This window comes from Pseudomonas sp. GW821-FHT05D12, from assembly GCF_059419825.1.
The window spans coordinates 72,093-89,845 of the sequence record NZ_JBWKSN010000004.1; the positions used below are offsets into that span (position 1 = coordinate 72,093).

Sequence of the window (17,753 nt, forward strand, 5' to 3'; positions counted from 1 at the left end):
CCGCGCATACCGCTGGGTCAAAGTGGCTGCAGGTGTTCGCCCAGCTCGCCGTTATCGGCCAAGCGCAGAAACTCATCGCCGAGCCGCCGGCTCTCGCTCATTGCGGTTTGCCAGTATTTGTTGCGGCTCGGGTCGTCGCCCATGAAACGCTTGAAGTCGCTGCGGTCCGGCAGTTTGCCGTGGGGCAGGCGTGCCAGGTAATCCCGGGACGGCGCCAGCAGCAACACATCCTGCAAGCCTTGTTGATTGCTGCGCCGCCACGGCAGGCCCTTGTCGAACCAGCCGGGGATGACCCGGTCGGTGAAGTGCGGGTACAGCACAATGTCGTCGCCGTGGTAGGGCAGGTCGAGGTGGTAGTCCAGCAGGCCGCCGTCGCGGAAAGTGCCGGCACCCGCGCCGGGCAGGTCGCGCACGCCTTGCATGACCATAGGGATGGAGCCCGACGCCAGCAGCGCCTGGCGCAGGTTGCCGAGTTCCAGGTTGACGAAGCGCGACGGGAAATCCTTCAACGCATGCACCGGCGGCGCCTGGCGTGGGTCGTGGATGATCAGCCGCTCGAAGTGCCGCGCCAGCCGCGCCCGCCCGCGCAGATTGTCGGCAATCACCGACGACAGGCCCAGGCCCAGCCGTCCGCGATGGTCATCGGCGAGCAGGCCATGGCTCTTGACCACCATGATGTTCAGGCGATAGTCGGGGTTGTCCAGCACCCGCGCGTCGCGGCCGGCCAGCAGGTCGTCGAGCATGCGCTGGCAACTGCGGCTGACCTCGGCCATGGTCACGCCCTTGGCAAAGCGCTGTTCGTTGTAGAGGCGGCCAAGGTCCAGCAGGCCTTGCACCGGGTCGGGCAGGCAGGCACTGGCAAACCGCCAGGAGCCAATCGACGCACCGATCAGCGCGCGCTCGCGAGGCGCGCGTGGCAGCCAGTCGCCGAACAGCGCCAGGTCCAGGCCCTGGATTCCGAGCGCCTTGGGCCCGCCGGCCGCACCGGGGAGGATGCCCACATCCGCAGGCGCCAGGCCCCGTTCACGAATGCGCGCAAAGGCGCGGGTGCCGGCCTTGAGCGTCAGGGCGGGGAATTTGATGTGGATGGCTGTCATACCGGTCTCTGTTGAAGCAAGCAGGGCATTATAGGAAATCTCAGCCGATGTGGGAAAAACGCAGTCCGGCGAAATTGCCATGGTGGCAATTCAGTTTCAGTTAAGTTGCAGCAGGTACCGTTACCGGCGTAGGAAAAACATCGTGTAACGGAGACTCCTCATGAAGCGCCTCACAGCTCTGGCCGCCGCCGTTATCATCGCCATCGCGGCGAGCCGGGCCGGAGCCGTGGACCCGGACAAACCACTGACCGTGCCCGCCACTGTTACAATTGTCGCTTTCGATCAACTCGACGCCACGGCGCTGGCCCTGCACCCCGGCTCGACGCTGCTGGACACCGATCTGGACGAGGCCTACGGCAAGTTTGTCTACGAGGTCGAACTCAAAGATGCCGACGGCATTGAATGGGATATTGAATTGGACGCGCTCACCGGGCAGGTTCTCAAGAATCATCAGGATACGTAATGAAGGTAAATTTACCCGCCGGCAGTCGAGTGGCACTGGTGCTCATGGTTTTCTGCTCGAGCCTGGCGGCCCGCGACCTCAATCAGGATGAAGCCCTGGCGCTGCGCCAGCAGGGCGTGATCCTGCCGCTGGAGCAACTGTTGCAGCAGGCCATGGCGCGCTACCCCGGCTCGCGGCTGCTGGAGGCTGAGCTGGAGAAAAAGCATGGCAAATATGCCTATGAAGTCGAACTGGTGACCACCGAAGGGGTGGTACGCGAGATCAAGCTGGACGCAAGTACCGGTGTGCTGATCAAAGACGAGGAAGACTGATGCGCCTGCTCCTGGTGGAAGACAACGTACCCCTGGCCGATGAACTGCTCGCCGGCCTGCAGCGCCAGGGCTATGCCGTCGATTGGCTGGCCGATGGCCGCGACGCCGCCTATCAGGGCCGTAGCGAACCCTATGACTTGATCATCCTCGACCTCGGCCTGCCGGGGCTGCCCGGGCTTGAAGTACTGGCGCAATGGCGTGCCGCCGCGCTGGCTACCCCGGTGTTGATTCTCACCGCCCGTGATTCCTGGGCCGAGCGTATCGAAGGGCTCAAGGCCGGCGCCGACGATTACCTGAGCAAACCTTTTCACCCCGAAGAGTTGCACCTGCGCATCCAGGCACTGTTGCGCCGTTCCCATGGGCAGGCCAACCAACCGACCTTGCAAGCCGCCGGCCTGCATCTGGATGAAGGCCGTCAATGCGTGCTGCGCGATGGCGACGAGATCCAGCTGACCGCCGCCGAATTCCGCTTGTTGCGCTACTTCATGCTGCACCCCGAACAGATCCTCTCGAAAAGCCACCTGGCCGAGCACTTGTATGACGGCGAAACCGAGCGCGACTCCAACGTGCTGGAAGTGCACGTCAACCACCTGCGCCGCAAGTTGGGGCGCAGCGTGATTGAAACCCGGCGTGGCCAGGGTTATCGATTTGGCGCCAGCCCTGCATGAAGTCGATCCAGCGACGCCTGAGCCTGGGCTTGATCAGCGTGATGGTGATCGTCGGCGTAGTGCTGGCGCAGACCAGCCTGTGGTTGTTCGAAGCCGGCTTGCAGCGCTACCTGGAAGCGGGCCTGCGCAACGACGCCGAGAACCTGCTGGTGGCGCTGGTGCGTGGGCCCAACGGCGTGCAGCTGGATGAACAGCGCCTGTCGCCGGCTTACCAACGGCCGTTTTCCGGGCATTACTTTCGGATCGACTTTGCCGATGTCCACTGGCGTTCGCGCTCGTTGTGGGACCAGGAACTGCCCCAACTGCCCGAGGCCGGACTCAAGGGCAATCTGCAACTGGGGCCGGAAGGCCAGCAACTGCTGGTGCTGCGTTCGGACTACAAACGCTTTGGCCAGCCGATTTCCATCAGCGTGGCCCAGGACTACACGCCGGTGCGCGAAAGCTTTCGCCTGATGCGTCAGATCGGCCTGGTACTCGGGCTGGCGGCGCTGCTGCTGGTGTTGATCCTGCAACGCGTCACCGTACGTCGCGCCTTGCGCCCGCTGGAAACCGCGCGCAACCAGATCGCGCAATTGCAGCAAGGCCAGCGTTCGCAGCTCGACACCCAGGTGCCGCTGGAGCTGGAGCCCCTGGTGGCGCAGATCAACCACCTGCTGGCGCATACCGAAGACAGCCTCAAGCGTTCGCGCAACGCCCTTGGCAACCTTGGGCACGCCCTGAAAACCCCGTTGGCGGTGCTGTTGAGTGCCGCTTCAAGCGAGGCGCTCAAGGATCATCCCGAACTGAGCAAGCTGCTGCGTGACCAGTTGGAGCAGGTGCAGCAACGTCTGAATCGTGAACTCAATCGCGCGCGCCTGGCGGGTGAAACCCTGCCCGGTGCGTTGTTCGACTGTGAAAAAGAACTGCCCGGCCTGCTCGCCACCCTCAACATGATCCACGGCGAGCACCTGGACCTCAGCTACCAGGTGGCCCCAGGCCTGCATTTGCCCTGGGACCGTGAGGACCTGCTCGAACTGCTCGGCAATTTGCTGGACAACGCCTGTAAATGGGCGGATGCCGAAGTGCGGCTGAGCATCAGTGAGACTCCGCAGAGTTACCTGCTGGCGGTCGAAGATGACGGCCCCGGCATTCCGGAAACCCAGCGTGACCAGGTGTTCAGTCGTGGCGCGCGCCTGGATGAGCAGATTGACGGCCATGGCCTGGGGCTGGGGATCGTGCGCGATATCGTCGAGGTGTGGGGTGGGGTGTTGCAACTGCAGGAGTCTGAGCTTGGCGGGCTCAAGGCGCTGATCGAATTGCCCAGACGCCAGGGCTGAGGCATACCCAGGATCCTCCTGTGGGAGCGGGCTTGCCCGCGAAGGCGGTGTGTCAGGTGATGCATTCGGTGGCTGACCCACCGCTTTCGCAGGCAAGCCAGCTCCCACATTTGATCTTCATACACCCGGGACCCCGAGTCATATCCGGATCCCCTGTGGGAGCGGGCTTGCCCGCGAAGGCGGTGTGTCAGTGGATGGATTCGGTGGCTGACCCACCGCTTTCGCAGGCAAGCCAGCTCCTACCTTTGATCTTCATACACCCGAGAACCCCGAGTCATACCCCACAGCGGATCTACTTCAACCTTCAGACCCGGAATTGATCCATCAACCCCTGCTGCTGGTTCGCCAGGCTGTTCAGTGCCTGGCTGACGCGCGCGGATTCATTGGCCTGCTCGGACAGCGACTCGGTCACATCGCGAATCGTCGCCACGTTGCTGTTGATCTCCTCGGCCACCGCGCTTTGCTCTTCGGCGGCGCTGGCGATCTGCAGGTTCATGTCGCTGATCACCGTGACCGCCTCGCCAATCTGGCGCAGGGCGGTGACGGCCTCGCCGACTTGTTCGACGCTGCCCTGGGCCTGGCGATAGCTGTTGCCCATGGCGCCGACCACATCGGTGGTGCCGCTCTGCAATTGCTCGATGACCAGGCGGGTTTCTTCCACCGATTCCTGGGTGCGGCGTGCGAGGTTTCGCACTTCATCGGCGACCACGGCAAATCCGCGACCGGCCTCACCGGCGCGGGCGGCTTCGATGGCGGCGTTGAGCGCCAGCAGGTTGGTCTGCTCGGCAATGCCGCGAATCACTTCCAGCACCGAGCCGATTTTCTCGCTGTTGGCGGCCAGGCCTTCGACCTGGGTCATGGCGGTGCTCATGTCTGCCGCCAGGTGCCCGATATTGGTGGTGGTGCGGTCGATCACCGTCAGGCCTTCGCGGGTCGCCTGGTCGGCATCGCGTGCGGCCTGGGCGGCCTGGGCAGCGCTGCGGGCGACGTCCTGGGCGGTGGCGCTCATCTCATGGGAGGCAGTGGCCACCTGGTCGACCTGGCGGTATTGCTGCTCCATGCCGGCGCTGGTTTCGGTGGCGATTGCGGCGGACTGGTCGGCCGTGCCACGTGCATCCTGCACCGAGCGTTTGACCTCGGCGATGATCGGCTGCAGCTTGTCGAGAAAGCGGTTGAACCAGCCCGCCAGTTGGCCCAGTTCATCTTTCTTGTCGTAGGCCAGGCGCCGGGTCAGGTCGCCTTCGCCACTGGCGATGTCTTCGAGCATGTGCGCTACGCCGAGGATCGGGCGAGTCACGCTGCGGGCCATCAGCCACACCAGGATCAGGCCGAGCACGGCGGCGAGCAGTCCCAGGCTCAGTTCCAGCAAGGTGCCCCGGGTGTTGTCGGCGTCCATCTGGGCTTTCAGCGCTTCGGCAGGGCCGACCAGGACTTTTTCCGGCACATCCAGCAACACACCCGACGGCTTGCCGTCGGGAATCGGTGCAAACGTTGCCAGTACCTTGAGTTGGTGGTCGGTACGCAGGCTGCGGATCTGCGTGCTGCTGGCCAGGGCGCTGATCAGTTGCGCACCGCTGGCGCTGTCGACCTGGTCCAGGCGCTGGCTGAGTTTGCTGGCGTCCGCGCTGTAGCCGGCGAGCAGGCCGGTCGGGCTGAGGATGCTGACTTGGGTCTGGCCGTCGTAGAGCTTCTGGCTGGCGCGTTGGCTGATGGCCTGCAGGCTATTGAGGTTGATGTCCACCGACAACGAGGCGATGACTTTGCCGTTGACCATCAAGGGGAACACGATGCTGGTCATCAGCACGTTCTGCCCGTCGATCACATAGAAGTAGGGCTCGATCACGCAGGGCTTGAGCGTGGTGCGCGGGCAGGTGAACCAGGCGTTGGCCTTTTCACCGCTGGGGCCGACGGAGGTGTCGGACATGTCGCTTTCCGGCAGCGGCATCGAGGTCAGCTTGCCGGGCGTCGGTTGCGACCAATACAGGGCAAAGCGGCCCTTGTCGTTGCTGCCCAGTTCAGCCTGGTTGGCGAACAGTTCGTCCTTGCCGTCCAGCGCATTGGCTTCAAACACCAGCGACAGGCCGAGCAGGTCCGGGTTGGCCTGTAGCGCGGCCTTGACCTGGCGGGTCAGGTCTTCGCGGGTGTCGAAGGCGTCGAGGAAGCGCTTTTCGGCCTGCTCGCGCAAAAACAGTACCTGACGGGAAAAACCATGGCCGTATTGATAGGCGTCCATGAATTGCTGGCGGATGCCCAGCGCCTGCACTTCACCCTGAGCCTCGATGCGCGCCTGGGCGGCCTCATCGAGCATTTGCATGCTGGAGGCTTTGACCTGCTCGGAGCTCTGCGCCATGCGATACAGCGACAGACCCACCAGCAGGGTCACGATCCCCAACAGGCAAAGGCCGGCGAGCAGGGTGATTTTCCATTGAATGGACAGCTGTCTGAGGGACATCGAGGAGCATCCTTAACCTGAAAACACAGAGAGCCTTTGTATCGGCCGCCGTGGAACTTTCTTTATTCAAACGTTCAATTTAAACCTTAAACCGGCGTCGTTTTTTGACATGCAGCCCTGCCTGCTGCAAAGTGCGCGCCCTCTAATAAGACCTCCTTCAAGCCTGCACGCTGGCAGCCATCCCTTGGCCGCCCGGGCGCGGGCATGCCTGTTTTTTATGTTTCTGCTTGAGGTAACCATGATTAACGCAGTCATCGCCGCGGTCGGCACCATGCTGGTGCTCAGCTTGTCCCGCGTGCATGTGGTCATCGCCATCATCGTCGGCGCCCTGGTTGGCGGGCTTACCGGTGGCCTGGGTATCGAGGCCACCCTCAAGGCCTTCAATGGCGGCTTGGGCGGCGGCGCGACTGTGGCGTTGTCCTACGCCTTGCTCGGCGCTTTCGCGGTGGCGATTGCCAAATCCGGCCTGGCCCACGCCTTGGCAGACAAGGCCCTGCTGCTGGTCGACCGCCAGGAAGCCACCGGCGGCAGTCACGTCAAATGGCTGTTGATCGGCCTGCTGTGGGTGGTGGCGATTGCCTCGCAGAATATTCTGCCGATCCACATCGCGTTTATCCCGCTGCTGGTGCCGCCGCTGCTCTACGTGTTGACCAAGCTGCAACTGGACCGCCGCCTGATCGCCTGCGTGATGACTTTCGGCCTGATCACCCCGTATATGTTCCTGCCGGTGGGCTTCGGCAATATTTTCCTCAACCAGATCCTGCTGGCCAATGTGGCCAAGAGCGGCGTGGATATCAGCCAGGTCAACGTCACCCACGCCATGGGCTTGCCCGCGCTGGGCATGGTCGTTGGCCTGCTGGTGGCGGTGTTTGTCAGCTACCGCAAGAAGCGCGTGTATGACCTGGAGAAAATCGAGCGGGTCGAGCAGGTCGCGGTGCAGTACAACCCGCTGACCCTGCTGGTGGCTGGCCTGGCGATTGCCGCGGCGTTCATCATCCAGCTGTGGCTGGACTCGATGATCATCGGCGCCCTGGCCGGGTTCCTGATTTTCTCGGTGTCGGGCATCGTGCGCTGGCGCGACACCGACGACCTGTTTACCGAAGGCATGAAGATGATGGCCATGATCGGCTTCATCATGATCGCCTCGTCGGGGTTTGCCGAAGTGCTCAAGGCCACCGGCGACGTGCGTTCGCTGGTGGAAGCCTCGGCGGCGTTCATCGGCCATAGTCGTGGCGTCGGCGCGTTGTTGATGTTGCTGGTGGGGCTGCTGGTGACCATGGGCATCGGCTCGTCGTTTTCCACGGTGCCGATCCTGGCCGCGATCTTCGTGCCTCTGTGTGTGCAACTGGGCTTCAGCCCGCTGGCCATCGTGTGCATCGTCGGCACCGCCGGGGCCCTGGGCGATGCCGGTTCGCCTGCCTCGGATTCAACCCTCGGCCCGACCTCCGGCCTGAACATCGACGGCCAGCACCACCATATCTGGGACACCGTGGTGCCGACGTTCCTGCACTACAACATCCCGCTGCTGGCGTTCGGCTGGCTGGCCGCGATGACCCTCTGACACACCGCCGTTCCGTAGGAGCCGGCTCCTACAGATCCCAGGCGCATGGCCGATAACCTCTCAAGTCGCCACTAATAAGAGAGAAAAGCCATGCGTCTGAGTTTGAAGGCCAAAGTCCTGTCCCTCGCCGTTGTGCCGGTGTTGCTGTTTGCCGTGGTGATCAGCCTGACCACCGTGTGGATCCTGCAAGGCCAGGCACGCAACGAAGTGGATGAAACCCGCCAGCGCCTGCTCAACGACGCCAAGGCGACCCTGCAGAGCTACGTCGAAGTGGCCATGACCACCATCAAGCCGCTCTACGACGCGGCGGCTCCCGGCGACACGGCCGCGCGGGCCCAAGTGGTCAAGCTGCTGTCCAACACCAGCTACGGCAAGGACGGCTACTTCTTCGGCTACGACTCCGAGACCATTCGCCTGTTCAAGGGCAACAGCCCCGACGGCGTGGGCAAGAGCTTCAAGGACAACCGCGACCCCAACGGTGTCTACGTCAACCGCGACCTGGTCAAGGTCGGCAAGGACGGCACGCACTACCTGCAATACAGCTCGACCCAGCCCGGCCAGACCGAACTGGTGCCCAAGCTCGGCTACACCGAATACCTGCCGAAGTGGGACATGGTCATCGGTACTTCGGTGAACCTGGACGGCATCGAGGCCCAGGTGGCGGTGGTCGAGGCCAAGGTGAAAACGCGCATGGAAGGCGTATTGCTGAGCATCCTCGGCGTGGCCGTGGTGGTGCTGCTGGTGATCGCTGCCGTCGGCATGCTGCTGGCCAACGCTATCCTGCGCCCGCTGCACTTGATGAAAGCCAACCTCGACGACATCGCCGCCGGTGAGGGCGACCTGACCCGCCGCCTGGCCATCACCAGCCAGGATGAACTGGGCGACCTGGCCGGCGCGTTCAACCGCTTTGTCGACAAGATCCACGGCCTGGTGCGCCAGATCACCGAGATGACCAGCCAACTCACCGGCCTGGTCAGTCAGGTCTCCGACCAGGCCCAACGCTCGGAACAGGCCATGGAGCGCCAGCGTCACGAGACTGACCAGGTCGCCACCGCGATCAATCAGATGTCATCCGCCGCCCAGGAAGTCGCGCGCAGTGCCCAGGGCGCCTCGGTGGCCGCGCAGCAGACCGATGTCGAAGGCCAGGCCGCCAAGCGCGTGGTGGATGGCAGCATTGCGCAGATCCATGCGCTGGTGAGCGACATCCGCAGCAGCGGCGTATCCCTCGACAGCCTGCAGCAGGACGTGTCGTCGATTGTCAGCGTGCTCGGCGTGATCCGCTCAATCGCCGAACAGACCAACCTGTTGGCGCTCAACGCAGCGATTGAAGCCGCGCGAGCAGGCGAGGCTGGGCGCGGGTTTGCGGTGGTCGCCGACGAAGTGCGTGCACTCGCCAGTCGCACCCAGACCAGCACCCAGGAAATCCAGGGCATGATCGACCGTCTGCAAAAAGGCACCGTGGCTGCCGTCGACGCCATGCGCCGCTCCAGCGATGCGGGCGACGGCACCTCGGCCCAGGCCAATGAAGCCGGGGCGTCGCTGGACACCATGGCCCAGTTGATCGGCACCATCAATTCGATGAACGCGCAGATTGCCAGCGCCGCCGAAGAACAGACCGCCGTGGCCGAGGAGATCAACCGCAGCGTGCATCAGATTGCCGTGGCAGTCGACAGCGTGGCCGATGAAACCCAGCGGGGCGCCCAGACCTCGCGCAGCCTGGCGGATTTGGGCCAGCGCCTGGGGCAACTGGTGGGGCAGTTCCGCATCTGAGCAACCATAGCTTGGGCGTATGTCTGCCTAACGTTAATACGAATATACCCATCACAGCGCCTCAGTGAGACTTGAGCCCCAACCACAACAGGGGCTCATCTCATGTCACCTCTCGACCCGCTTCAGCGCCTGGCTGAACTCGACACCAACACCGTCTCCGACGCCCTCGACTTCCTGCAACTGCCGGGCGCCGTGGTGGGCATCCGCCCGTTGTGGGACTGCCCAAAGGTGGTCGGCCGCGCCAGCACGGTCAAACTGGCACCCAAGACCGACGCCGTGCCCGGCGTGCACCTGATCTCGCCGGTGATCGACGCAATCACTACGGATGATCGCGTGCTGGTGATCGCCGGGGGCCTCGATGGCATCTCGTGCTGGGGTGACATCATCGCCAATGCCGCCGTGACCAAGGGCATTCGCGGCTCGGTGATCGACGGTTTCAGCCGCGATATCGACGGCAGCGCGTCCATCGGCTACCCGGTCTACGGACGTGGAGTGACCATGATGAGCGCGCGCAATCGCGTGGTGCAGGTCGATTCCGGCGTGACCATCCGCGTCGGCGGCGTGGACGTTGCGCAGGATGACTACGTGATCGCCGACCGCTGCGGCAGCGTGTTTATCCCGGCTGCGGTGATCGACCAGGTGCTGGCGTTGAGCGAGCGCATTGCCGCCCGTGAGGCGGGGATGATCGATGCCGTGCGCAGCGGTCGGTCGGTCGCCGACGTGATGCATGACCGCCAATTTGAAGCCATCCGCGTGGAGCCTGCCCAATGAACGATCAACAGCTTGTCGCCCTGTTCGAGGGGCTCGACACCCCGGGCGTCTCGGATGCCATGGACAAACTGGGCATCGCCGGCCAATGCCTGGGAATCGCACCGCTGGATAATTACCCCGGCACCGTGGTGGGCCCGGCGTTCACCGTGCAATACGTACCGGCCAGCATGCCGCCGGGTTCGGTGGGCGACTTTATCGAGGACGTGTTGCCGGGGGATGTGGTGGTGATCGCCAACGCCGGTCGCACTGACTGCACTGTGTGGGGCGACATCATGACCCAGTACGCCGGCAGCCGTGGCATCGCGGCGACGGTGATCGATGGCGTGTGCCGCGACGTCAGCAAGGCCTTGGGCGACGGTTACCCGCTGTTTACCCGAGGCCGCTACATGCGCACCGGTAAGGACCGTGTGCAAGTCCTGGCGGTGAACCAGCCGGTGGCTATCAGCGGCGCCCGCGTGTGTTCGCGAGACATCGTGGTGGCCGATGCCAATGGCGTGCTGGTGGTGCCCCGGGCGCGTGCCGAGGAAGTCGCGCGTACCGCCCGCCAGATCGAGGCCGTCGAGTCGCAGATCCGGGCGCAGATCGAAGCCGGCAAGACCCTCAGGCAGGCCCGTGAATCCCTGGGCTATCACACCTTGCAGAGGAAGGACGCGTGAATACACTGAACAAGCGCCTGGCCCAGGCCAAGCCTTCCGCCACGTACCGCATCATCGACCGCGTGGCCGCCCGCCGTGCCGAAGGTGCGAAGATCATCTCGCTGTGCACCGGTGAGCCGGATTTCGACACGCCGGAGCACATTCGCCAGGCCGGTATCGACGCGATCCGCAACGGCCAGACGCGCTACACCCAGGTCGCCGGTGTACGCGCCTTGCGTGAAGCCGTGGCGGATAAATTCCGCCGTGAAAATGGCCTGGACGTGAACTGGCAGGACACCCTGGTGAGCAACGGCGGCAAGCATGTGATCTACAACGCGCTGGCGGCCACGCTGAACGAAGGCGACGAGGTGATCGTGCCCGCGCCGTATTGGGTCAGTTACCCGGAAATGGTCGAGTTGTGCGGCGGCACGGCGAAGATCGTGGCGTGCAGTGCCGAAGACGCTTTCAAGTTGACGCCCGCCGCGCTGGACCAGGCGATCACCCCCAGCACGCGCTGGCTGATCCTCAATTCGCCGTCCAATCCGACCGGCGCGGTGTACAGCCGCGAGGAGCTGCAGGCCCTGGCGCAGGTGGTGTTGCAGCATCCCCATGTGCTGGTGTTGGCGGACGATATCTACGAGCACTTGCTGTTCGACGGGCAAACCTTCCACACCCTGGCGCAAGTGGAACCTCGGTTGGCACCGCGCGTGCTGACCATGAACGGCGTGTCCAAGGCCTACGCCATGACCGGCTGGCGCATCGGTTTCGCCACCGGGCCGCGCTGGTTGCTGGAGGCCATGGAAAAACTCCAGGGCCAGCAGACCTCGGGAGCCTGTGCGATTTCCCAGCAGGCCGCCATCGCGGCATTGAACGGCCCGCAGGCTTTTATCCAGCAGTCGCGGGCGGTGTTCGAGGCGCGTCGGGACTGGGTGGTGGCTTTTCTGAATGCCACACCGGGTTTGGAGTGCCTGAAACCCTCGGGTGCGTTCTACGCCTTCGCGTCCTGCGCCGGCCTGCTCGGTCGTACCACACCTGCCGGCACGCTGCTGCGCACCGATGAAGACGTGGCGCACGCGCTGCTCGACGAAGCCAATGTGGCGGTGGTACACGGCAGTGCGTTCGGCCTGGCGCCGTACCTGCGCATTGCCTATGCGCTGGATGAGGATTCCTTGCGCCAGGCGTGCGAAGCGATCCGCCGATTTTGCCTGGCGACCCGCTAGAGGTCGCGCATCAGCAGGCCAAACTGCAGGTCCATCTCGGCGGGCAGGGGCACATACACCGTGTGCCCATCCCCCGGCGCTACTTCGATGGCTTCGCCCTGGGCGTTGTGCAGGGTGGCCAGGTCAAAGTGAAAGTTGCCGGTGGGCGTCATCAATTCCAGGTGGTTGCCCACGGCAAAGCGATTCTTGACCTTGACCTCGGCCAGTTCGCCGCGCCGCTCGCCGGTCAACTCGCCGACAAACTGCTGGCGTTCCGAGACTGAGCTGCCGTTCTGGTAGTTCTGGTATTCGTCGTGCACGTGGCGGCGCAGGAAACCTTCGGTGTAGCCGCGCTGGGCCAGCGACTCCAGGTCGGTCATCAGGCTGCGGTCGAATTCACGGCCGGCCACCGCATCATCAATGGCGCGGCGATACACCTGGGTGGTGCGCGCGCAGTAGAAGTGGGATTTGGTCCGGCCTTCGATCTTCAGCGAATGCACGCCCATCCGGGTCAGGCGCGCCACATGCTGCACCGCGCGCAAATCCTTGGCGTTCATGATGTAGGTGCCGTGTTCGTCTTCGAAAGCGGGCATCTGCTCATCCGGACGGTTAGCTTCCTGCAGCAGGAAGACCTGGTCGGTCGGGGTGCCGATCCCCAGCGTCGGTTCGAATGCCTGGACGATATCGCCGGTGGTATTTTCCACGGCCGGCGTGGCCTGGTACTTCCAGCGGCAGGCATTGGTGCAGGTGCCCTGGTTGGCGTCGCGTTTATTCATGTAGCCCGAGAGCAGGCAGCGCCCGGAATAGGCCATGCACAGGGCACCGTGGACGAACACTTCCAGCTCCATGGCTGGCACCTGCTGGCGGATTTCGTCAATTTCCTCCAGGGAAAGCTCACGCGACAAAATGATCCGGCTGATGCCTTGCTGCTGCCAGAACTCCACGCTGGCCCAATTCACTGTGTTCGCCTGCACCGACAGGTGGATCGGCATCCACGGGTAGTTGCGGCGCACCAGCATGATCAGCCCCGGGTCGGACATGATCAGCGCATCCGGGCGCATGGCGATCACGGGCGCGAGGTCCTTGAGGAAGGTCTTCAGCTTGGCGTTGTGCGGCGCGATATTCACCACCACGTAGAAGCGCTTGCCCAGCGCGTGGGCTTCCTCGATACCCAGGGCCAGGTTGGGGTGATCGAACTCGTTGTTGCGCACGCGCAGGCTGTAGCGCGGCTGGCCGGCATAGACCGCATCGGCGCCGTAGGCGAAGGCGTAGCGCATGTTTTTCAGGCTGCCCGCGGGGGCGAGCAGTTCAGGGGCTGGCAGTGGGGAGGCAATCGCAGGGAGCATGGGCGTGGGTCGCAAAAGGGCGCGAGGGTAGTGCAGGTGGGCCGGCGGTTTATTGATCCAGGTCGTCCTTTGGCGATTTTGTATCGCTGTGTATCGCCAGCTGGGTGTGGACACAGACCTGATACCTCAGGGGCGTTCAATGGCGCTCCCCATCTCCACAAGGTCATCCCCATGCGACTTATCACGGCCGTGTTTGCCGGCCTGCTGCTGGCTTTTGCGCTGATTTCCAGCCAGGTGGCAGGTAATGAGAGCAACGAGCCCCAGGGCGCCATGCCGTCGCTGGCCGGGGCGGTCGAATGGCTCAACTCACCGCCGCTGACACCCGAGATGCTCAAGGGCAAAGTGGTGCTGGTGGATTTCTGGACCTATGACTGCGTCAACTGCCGCCGGGCGCTGCCGCACGTCAAGGCCTGGGCCCAGCGGTATGCACGGGACGGCCTGGTGGTCATTGGCGTGCACACCCCGGAATATGCCCACGAGCACATCATCACGAATGTCAGGGAGCAGGTGCGCAAGCTGGGCATCACCTACCCGGTCGCGATCGACAATAACTATGCGATCTGGCGCAATTTCGATAATCAGTATTGGCCCGCGCATTACCTGATCGATGCCCAGGGCCAGGTGCGCTACAGCCACTTCGGCGAGGGCCGGTATGACGCGCAGGAGGCCATGATCCAGGCGCTGTTGCGTGAGGCGGCGGGTCATTGAAGATTGCGGTCTATGCTGGTGGGATAAAGGATGGCACTCCCAGGTTTCGCAGTGGACTAAGCAACAGGGCCTACACAGGCCCTCTGCTTTTCTGACATGGACCGGACATGAATCAATCCAACCTGCAATTCAAAACCCTGCTGTTACTGCTGGTCCTGGTGACCATCGCCTTCATCTGGATATTGCTGCCGTTCTACGGCGCAGTGTTCTGGGCGATCATCCTCGGCATCATCTTCGCCCCGATGCAGCGCCGCCTGCAGCAGCGCTTCGGCTGGAACCGCAACCTGACGTCCCTGACCACCTTGGCGGTGTGCCTGGTGATCGCGATTTTGCCGGTGATCATCACCAGTGCCTTGCTGGTGCAAGAGGGCGCCACGCTGTACAAAAACGTCGAGAGCGGCAAGCTCGACGTGGCCGGCTATATCGAGCAGTTCAAGAACTTTTTGCCGCCGTACTTCCAGCACCTGCTCGACCGCTTCGGCATGGGCAACCTTGAAGGGCTGCGCGAGAAGATCGTCAAGAGTGCGATGCAGGGCAGCCAGTTCTTTGCGTCCCAGGCATTCAGTTTTGGCCAGGGCACGTTTGATTTCCTGGTGAGCTTTTTCATCATGCTGTACTTGCTGTTTTTCCTGCTGCGCGACGGCCCTGATCTGGTGCGCAAGGTGCGCACGGCAGTGCCGTTGGCCGAACCGCAGAAGCGCCGCCTGCAGCTCAAGTTCAATCGGGTGGTGCGCGCGACGGTCAAGGGCAACGTGTTGGTGGCCGTGACCCAGGGCGCGCTGGGTGGCCTGATCTTCTGGTTCCTGGACATTCCCAGCGCGTTGCTCTGGGCGGTGCTGATGGCGTTTTTGTCACTGCTGCCGGCAGTCGGTGCCGGGATTGTCTGGGGGCCGGTGGCCGTGTACTTCCTGCTGAGTGGTTCGATCTGGCAGGGCGTGGTGCTGGGCTTGTTTGGCGTATTTGTCATCGGCCTGGTGGACAACGTGCTGCGCCCGATCCTGGTGGGCAAGGACACGCGGATGCCGGACTACCTGATCTTGATCTCGACCCTTGGCGGCCTGTCGGTATTTGGCCTGAACGGCTTTGTGATCGGCCCGCTGGTGGCGGCGCTGTTCATGTCGACCTGGGCGCTGTTTGTCGAAAGCAAGCCGCGGGTCAAGCTGCCCTTGCCTTGAGTTTCAGGCGTGGAGCCTGAAGCTCGACGCCTGTCGCAGTTGCTGTTCGGCGGCGGACAACGAGGTGAGCGGGCCGCTGATGGCCTCGCCATCGCGTACCAGGTACCAGCAGGCGAGCAACCCCAGTTCCCGCAGAGGGGCGGGGACGGCGCTGCCGATAACGGACATGATTTGAACAGTGGGCATAAGAACCTCCAATCGCTATGGAGGTCACCTTACGGTGCCGGGAGCCGTAGGAAAAATCACCTGGCTCGATAGTCGACATCGACGTGAGGCGTCAGTCCACTACCTGATCGAGCATGTTCACCACTTCCTGTTCACTGAGCAGACCCTTGTGCACCAGGTTTTCAGCCAGCAGCGCGAGGAACTTGGCGCTGCGATGGCCCTCCAGGTGCTTGAGCTCGGTGAGGGCGCTATAGACCTTGCTGGACGTGCACAGGCCAGCGGTGCGATGTGGGTTTTGCGTGGGCATGGTCAGCCGTCCTTGTTGTTATTGAGTGGACAGGATCGATAGTGAGAGTGTGTCGTGACACAAACATGACAGCGCGAGGCCCCATCAAGCAAGTAGACATTGGCCTCAATCATGTGCGATTTCACCCACGTCATTGTCCTCAGAGCGACCTTGGCCGCATAAATTCGGACGTTGCACGCAAAAAAAAGGCCCCGCGTATAAGCGAGGCCTGTTTCAGACAGGACGATTGGCCGTTACCAGCCGCGGCCGTAATAGCCGTGGGGAGGGCCGTAGTAACCACGCGGTGGACCGTAGTAGACCGGTGCCGGGCGGTAGTAAACCTGCTGTTGCACATACACCGGCGGTGGCGGTGCGTAGTAGACGGGCGGTGGGGCGGCATACACCGGTTGAGGTTGCACATATACCGGTTGCTGCACATAGACTTCGCGGGGCTGGCTGGCAACCACGGAGCCTACGACGGCTGCGCCGACTAACGCACCCAAGACAGCCGGGCCACCCCATCCACCACCGTGGGCGGAGGCTTGGCCGGCCATAGCGAGTGCACCGATAAGCAAGGCGATCTTGGGGATTTTACGAATCATGGTCATTCCTCGGTTAGCCCCTGCGCTTGTGGTCTGCAATCAATAGACTCAAGTAATGTCGCGGGGATACTTTTAAGACAACGTATTTCTGAAAAACAGCACGGCCGCTAGGTAAAGGTTGTGTAAGGTCTGTACCGATTTGCTTACTCAAAGGAGTTTTCCATGCAGATGCACCCCAACAAGGACACCCAGCTGTGCATGTCACTGTCGGCGCGTCCCGGGAATTTTGGCCTGCGATTCCATAACCACCTGTACGAACAGCTGGGTCTGAACTTCTACTATAAAGCTTTCAGCAGCCATGATTTGCCCGGCGCGATAGGTGGTATTCGCGCGTTGGGCATACGTGGTTGCGGGGTTTCCATGCCGTTCAAGGAAGCCGCCATTGCCTTGGTGGACGAACTCGACGATTCGGTTCAAGCCATCGACTCTCTGAACACCATCGTCAACACCGACGGCCATCTCAAGGCCTACAACACTGACTACATCGCCATTGAACAACTGCTGAAAAAGCATGCGGTGCCGAAAGCATCGACCTTCGCCCTGCGCGGCAGCGGCGGTATGGCCAAGGCCGTTGCCAGTGCCTTGCGCGACGGCGGTTATGCCAATGGCGTGATCGTGGCGCGCAACGCTGCAGCCGGCCAGGCATTGGCCCGCAACCTTGGGTACGAATGGCAAGCCGACCTGGGTGACCTGCGCCCCCAGATGCTGATCAACGTGACGCCGATCGGCATGACCGGCGGGGCCGAGGCGGATGCGCTGGCGTTCGCGGCGCAAGCGGTGGATGCCGCGCAAACGCTGTTCGATGTCGTGGCGATCCCCGCCGAAACGCCGCTGATCGTGCGCGGTCGGGCACAAGGCAAGCAAGTGATCACGGGCTTGGAAGTCATCGCCATTCAGGCGTTGGAGCAGTTTGTGCTCTACACCGGCGTGCGGCCTACGCAGGAGCAGTTTGAGGCGGCCGTAGCCTTCGCCCGAAGCTGAAAGCTGGCGCCGAGCCAAGTGTGGGGTCGGGATTGCTCGCGAATGCGGAGTATCCGTTAAGCATTCATTGACCGACACACCGCCTTCGCGGGCAAGCCCGCTTCCACAGGGGATCGTGGTATGGCTCGGGTTCCCGGGTGTATGGAGATCAAATGTGGGAGCTGGCTTGCCTGCGAAAGCGGTGGGTCAGCCGCCGAATGCATCAACTGACACACCACCTTCGCGAGCAAGCCCGCTCCCACAGGGG

The 17,753-nt window shown here is 63.0% G+C and carries 17 protein-coding genes and 2 pseudogenes; 12 read left to right on the plus strand and 7 right to left on the minus strand.

Annotated features, from left to right (window positions below):
* Nucleotides 1–17: 17 nt before the first annotated feature.
* On the minus strand, nucleotides 18–1,097 hold the full coding sequence (locus tag AC07SI_RS08385; protein WP_065907154.1) for a patatin-like phospholipase domain-containing protein: 1,080 nt from the start codon (nucleotides 1,095–1,097) through the stop codon (nucleotides 18–20).
* 160 nt (nucleotides 1,098–1,257) lie between these two features.
* Between AC07SI_RS08385 and AC07SI_RS08390 the strand changes: the two genes are divergently transcribed.
* From AC07SI_RS08390 to AC07SI_RS08405, 4 genes are read left to right on the plus strand one after another with little or no spacing between them, the layout of a single operon-like run.
* The gene (locus AC07SI_RS08390; RefSeq protein ID WP_495005528.1) at nucleotides 1,258–1,560 is read left to right on the plus strand and encodes a PepSY domain-containing protein; all 303 of its coding nucleotides are present in this window, start codon (nucleotides 1,258–1,260) and stop codon (nucleotides 1,558–1,560) included.
* Nucleotides 1,560–1,871 carry a PepSY domain-containing protein gene (locus AC07SI_RS08395; protein WP_065907150.1) on the plus strand — a complete coding sequence of 104 codons (312 nt, stop codon included), beginning with the start codon at nucleotides 1,560–1,562 and terminating at the stop codon, nucleotides 1,869–1,871. Before AC07SI_RS08390 ends, AC07SI_RS08395 begins: the two co-directional genes overlap by 1 nt.
* Nucleotides 1,871–2,539: a response regulator transcription factor gene (locus tag AC07SI_RS08400; RefSeq protein ID WP_027603141.1), complete on the plus strand. Its 669-nt coding sequence runs from the start codon at nucleotides 1,871–1,873 to the stop codon at nucleotides 2,537–2,539. The genes AC07SI_RS08395 and AC07SI_RS08400 overlap by 1 nt, the downstream gene beginning before the upstream one ends.
* On the plus strand, nucleotides 2,536–3,855 hold the full coding sequence (locus AC07SI_RS08405) for a sensor histidine kinase (protein ID WP_495005529.1): 1,320 nt from the start codon (nucleotides 2,536–2,538) through the stop codon (nucleotides 3,853–3,855). The genes AC07SI_RS08400 and AC07SI_RS08405 overlap by 4 nt, the downstream gene beginning before the upstream one ends.
* A gap of 304 nt (nucleotides 3,856–4,159) precedes the next feature.
* Here the strand turns inward: AC07SI_RS08405 and AC07SI_RS08410 are convergent, their stop codons facing one another.
* A complete protein-coding gene (locus AC07SI_RS08410) occupies nucleotides 4,160–4,915 on the minus strand; it encodes a methyl-accepting chemotaxis protein (RefSeq protein ID WP_371920707.1) in 756 nt (251 codons plus the stop codon).
* Between the two features lie 102 nt (nucleotides 4,916–5,017).
* Nucleotides 5,018–6,307: pseudogene (locus tag AC07SI_RS08415) on the minus strand (methyl-accepting chemotaxis protein); the annotation flags it as partial.
* A gap of 241 nt (nucleotides 6,308–6,548) precedes the next feature.
* Here AC07SI_RS08415 and AC07SI_RS08420 point away from each other — a divergent pair.
* From AC07SI_RS08420 to AC07SI_RS08440, 5 genes are all read left to right on the plus strand, one after another.
* On the plus strand, nucleotides 6,549–7,868 hold the full coding sequence (locus AC07SI_RS08420) for a Na+/H+ antiporter family protein (RefSeq protein ID WP_162946149.1): 1,320 nt from the start codon (nucleotides 6,549–6,551) through the stop codon (nucleotides 7,866–7,868).
* 90 nt (nucleotides 7,869–7,958) lie between these two features.
* A complete protein-coding gene (gene ctpM, locus AC07SI_RS08425; RefSeq protein WP_106804514.1) occupies nucleotides 7,959–9,638 on the plus strand; it encodes a methyl-accepting chemotaxis protein CtpM in 1,680 nt (559 codons plus the stop codon).
* Nucleotides 9,639–9,740: 102 nt separating this feature from the next.
* Nucleotides 9,741–10,409, plus strand: a complete 669-nt coding sequence (locus AC07SI_RS08430; protein ID WP_495005530.1) for an RraA family protein — start codon at nucleotides 9,741–9,743, stop codon at nucleotides 10,407–10,409.
* On the plus strand, nucleotides 10,406–11,065 hold the full coding sequence (locus AC07SI_RS08435) for an RraA family protein (protein ID WP_495005531.1): 660 nt from the start codon (nucleotides 10,406–10,408) through the stop codon (nucleotides 11,063–11,065). Before AC07SI_RS08430 ends, AC07SI_RS08435 begins: the two co-directional genes overlap by 4 nt.
* Nucleotides 11,062–12,264, plus strand: a complete 1,203-nt coding sequence (locus AC07SI_RS08440; protein ID WP_495005532.1) for a pyridoxal phosphate-dependent aminotransferase — start codon at nucleotides 11,062–11,064, stop codon at nucleotides 12,262–12,264. The genes AC07SI_RS08435 and AC07SI_RS08440 overlap by 4 nt, the downstream gene beginning before the upstream one ends.
* Here AC07SI_RS08440 and trhP read toward each other — a convergent pair.
* The gene (gene trhP / locus AC07SI_RS08445) at nucleotides 12,261–13,589 is read right to left on the minus strand and encodes a prephenate-dependent tRNA uridine(34) hydroxylase TrhP (RefSeq protein ID WP_495005533.1); all 1,329 of its coding nucleotides are present in this window, start codon (nucleotides 13,587–13,589) and stop codon (nucleotides 12,261–12,263) included. The two genes, AC07SI_RS08440 and trhP, sit on opposite strands and share 4 nt — an antisense overlap.
* Nucleotides 13,590–13,850: 261 nt before the next feature.
* Here trhP and AC07SI_RS08450 point away from each other — a divergent pair.
* Nucleotides 13,851–14,297: pseudogene (locus tag AC07SI_RS08450) on the plus strand (thioredoxin family protein); the annotation flags it as partial.
* A 107-nt stretch (nucleotides 14,298–14,404) separates the two neighbouring features.
* Nucleotides 14,405–15,472: an AI-2E family transporter gene (locus AC07SI_RS08455; RefSeq protein WP_065907130.1), complete on the plus strand. Its 1,068-nt coding sequence runs from the start codon at nucleotides 14,405–14,407 to the stop codon at nucleotides 15,470–15,472.
* A 3-nt stretch (nucleotides 15,473–15,475) separates the two neighbouring features.
* On the opposite strand, the gene AC07SI_RS08460 is transcribed toward AC07SI_RS08455, so the two are convergent.
* From AC07SI_RS08460 to AC07SI_RS08470, 3 genes are all read right to left on the minus strand, one after another.
* Nucleotides 15,476–15,658, minus strand: a complete 183-nt coding sequence (locus AC07SI_RS08460; RefSeq protein WP_065907128.1) for a hypothetical protein — start codon at nucleotides 15,656–15,658, stop codon at nucleotides 15,476–15,478.
* Between the two features lie 91 nt (nucleotides 15,659–15,749).
* On the minus strand, nucleotides 15,750–15,944 hold the full coding sequence (locus AC07SI_RS08465; protein ID WP_065907127.1) for a hypothetical protein: 195 nt from the start codon (nucleotides 15,942–15,944) through the stop codon (nucleotides 15,750–15,752).
* A gap of 233 nt (nucleotides 15,945–16,177) precedes the next feature.
* Nucleotides 16,178–16,531: a hypothetical protein gene (locus tag AC07SI_RS08470; RefSeq protein ID WP_065907126.1), complete on the minus strand. Its 354-nt coding sequence runs from the start codon at nucleotides 16,529–16,531 to the stop codon at nucleotides 16,178–16,180.
* 156 nt (nucleotides 16,532–16,687) lie between these two features.
* Between AC07SI_RS08470 and AC07SI_RS08475 the strand changes: the two genes are divergently transcribed.
* Complete coding sequence (locus tag AC07SI_RS08475) at nucleotides 16,688–17,506, plus strand: shikimate 5-dehydrogenase (protein ID WP_495005534.1); 819 nt, start codon at nucleotides 16,688–16,690, stop codon at nucleotides 17,504–17,506.
* Nucleotides 17,507–17,753 lie beyond the last annotated feature (247 nt).

Excerpts from the sequence above, each read along its gene's own strand:
- AC07SI_RS08385 (WP_065907154.1), bottom strand. The coding sequence starts at position 1,097 with ATGACAGCCATCCACATCAAATTCCCCGCCCTGACGCTCAAGGCCGGC.
- AC07SI_RS08390 (WP_495005528.1), top strand. The coding sequence starts at position 1,258 with ATGAAGCGCCTCACAGCTCTGGCCGCCGCCGTTATCATCGCCATCGCG.
- AC07SI_RS08395 (WP_065907150.1), top strand. The coding sequence starts at position 1,560 with ATGAAGGTAAATTTACCCGCCGGCAGTCGAGTGGCACTGGTGCTCATG.
- AC07SI_RS08400 (WP_027603141.1), top strand. The coding sequence starts at position 1,871 with ATGCGCCTGCTCCTGGTGGAAGACAACGTACCCCTGGCCGATGAACTG.
- AC07SI_RS08405 (WP_495005529.1), top strand. The coding sequence starts at position 2,536 with ATGAAGTCGATCCAGCGACGCCTGAGCCTGGGCTTGATCAGCGTGATG.
- AC07SI_RS08410 (WP_371920707.1), bottom strand. The coding sequence starts at position 4,915 with ATGGAGCAGCAATACCGCCAGGTCGACCAGGTGGCCACTGCCTCCCAT.
- ctpM (WP_106804514.1), top strand. The coding sequence starts at position 7,959 with ATGCGTCTGAGTTTGAAGGCCAAAGTCCTGTCCCTCGCCGTTGTGCCG.
- AC07SI_RS08430 (WP_495005530.1), top strand. The coding sequence starts at position 9,741 with ATGTCACCTCTCGACCCGCTTCAGCGCCTGGCTGAACTCGACACCAAC.
- AC07SI_RS08435 (WP_495005531.1), top strand. The coding sequence starts at position 10,406 with ATGAACGATCAACAGCTTGTCGCCCTGTTCGAGGGGCTCGACACCCCG.
- trhP (WP_495005533.1), bottom strand. The coding sequence starts at position 13,589 with ATGCTCCCTGCGATTGCCTCCCCACTGCCAGCCCCTGAACTGCTCGCC.
- AC07SI_RS08455 (WP_065907130.1), top strand. The coding sequence starts at position 14,405 with ATGAATCAATCCAACCTGCAATTCAAAACCCTGCTGTTACTGCTGGTC.
- AC07SI_RS08460 (WP_065907128.1), bottom strand. The coding sequence starts at position 15,658 with ATGCCCACTGTTCAAATCATGTCCGTTATCGGCAGCGCCGTCCCCGCC.
- AC07SI_RS08465 (WP_065907127.1), bottom strand. The coding sequence starts at position 15,944 with ATGCCCACGCAAAACCCACATCGCACCGCTGGCCTGTGCACGTCCAGC.
- AC07SI_RS08470 (WP_065907126.1), bottom strand. The coding sequence starts at position 16,531 with ATGACCATGATTCGTAAAATCCCCAAGATCGCCTTGCTTATCGGTGCA.
- AC07SI_RS08475 (WP_495005534.1), top strand. The coding sequence starts at position 16,688 with ATGCAGATGCACCCCAACAAGGACACCCAGCTGTGCATGTCACTGTCG.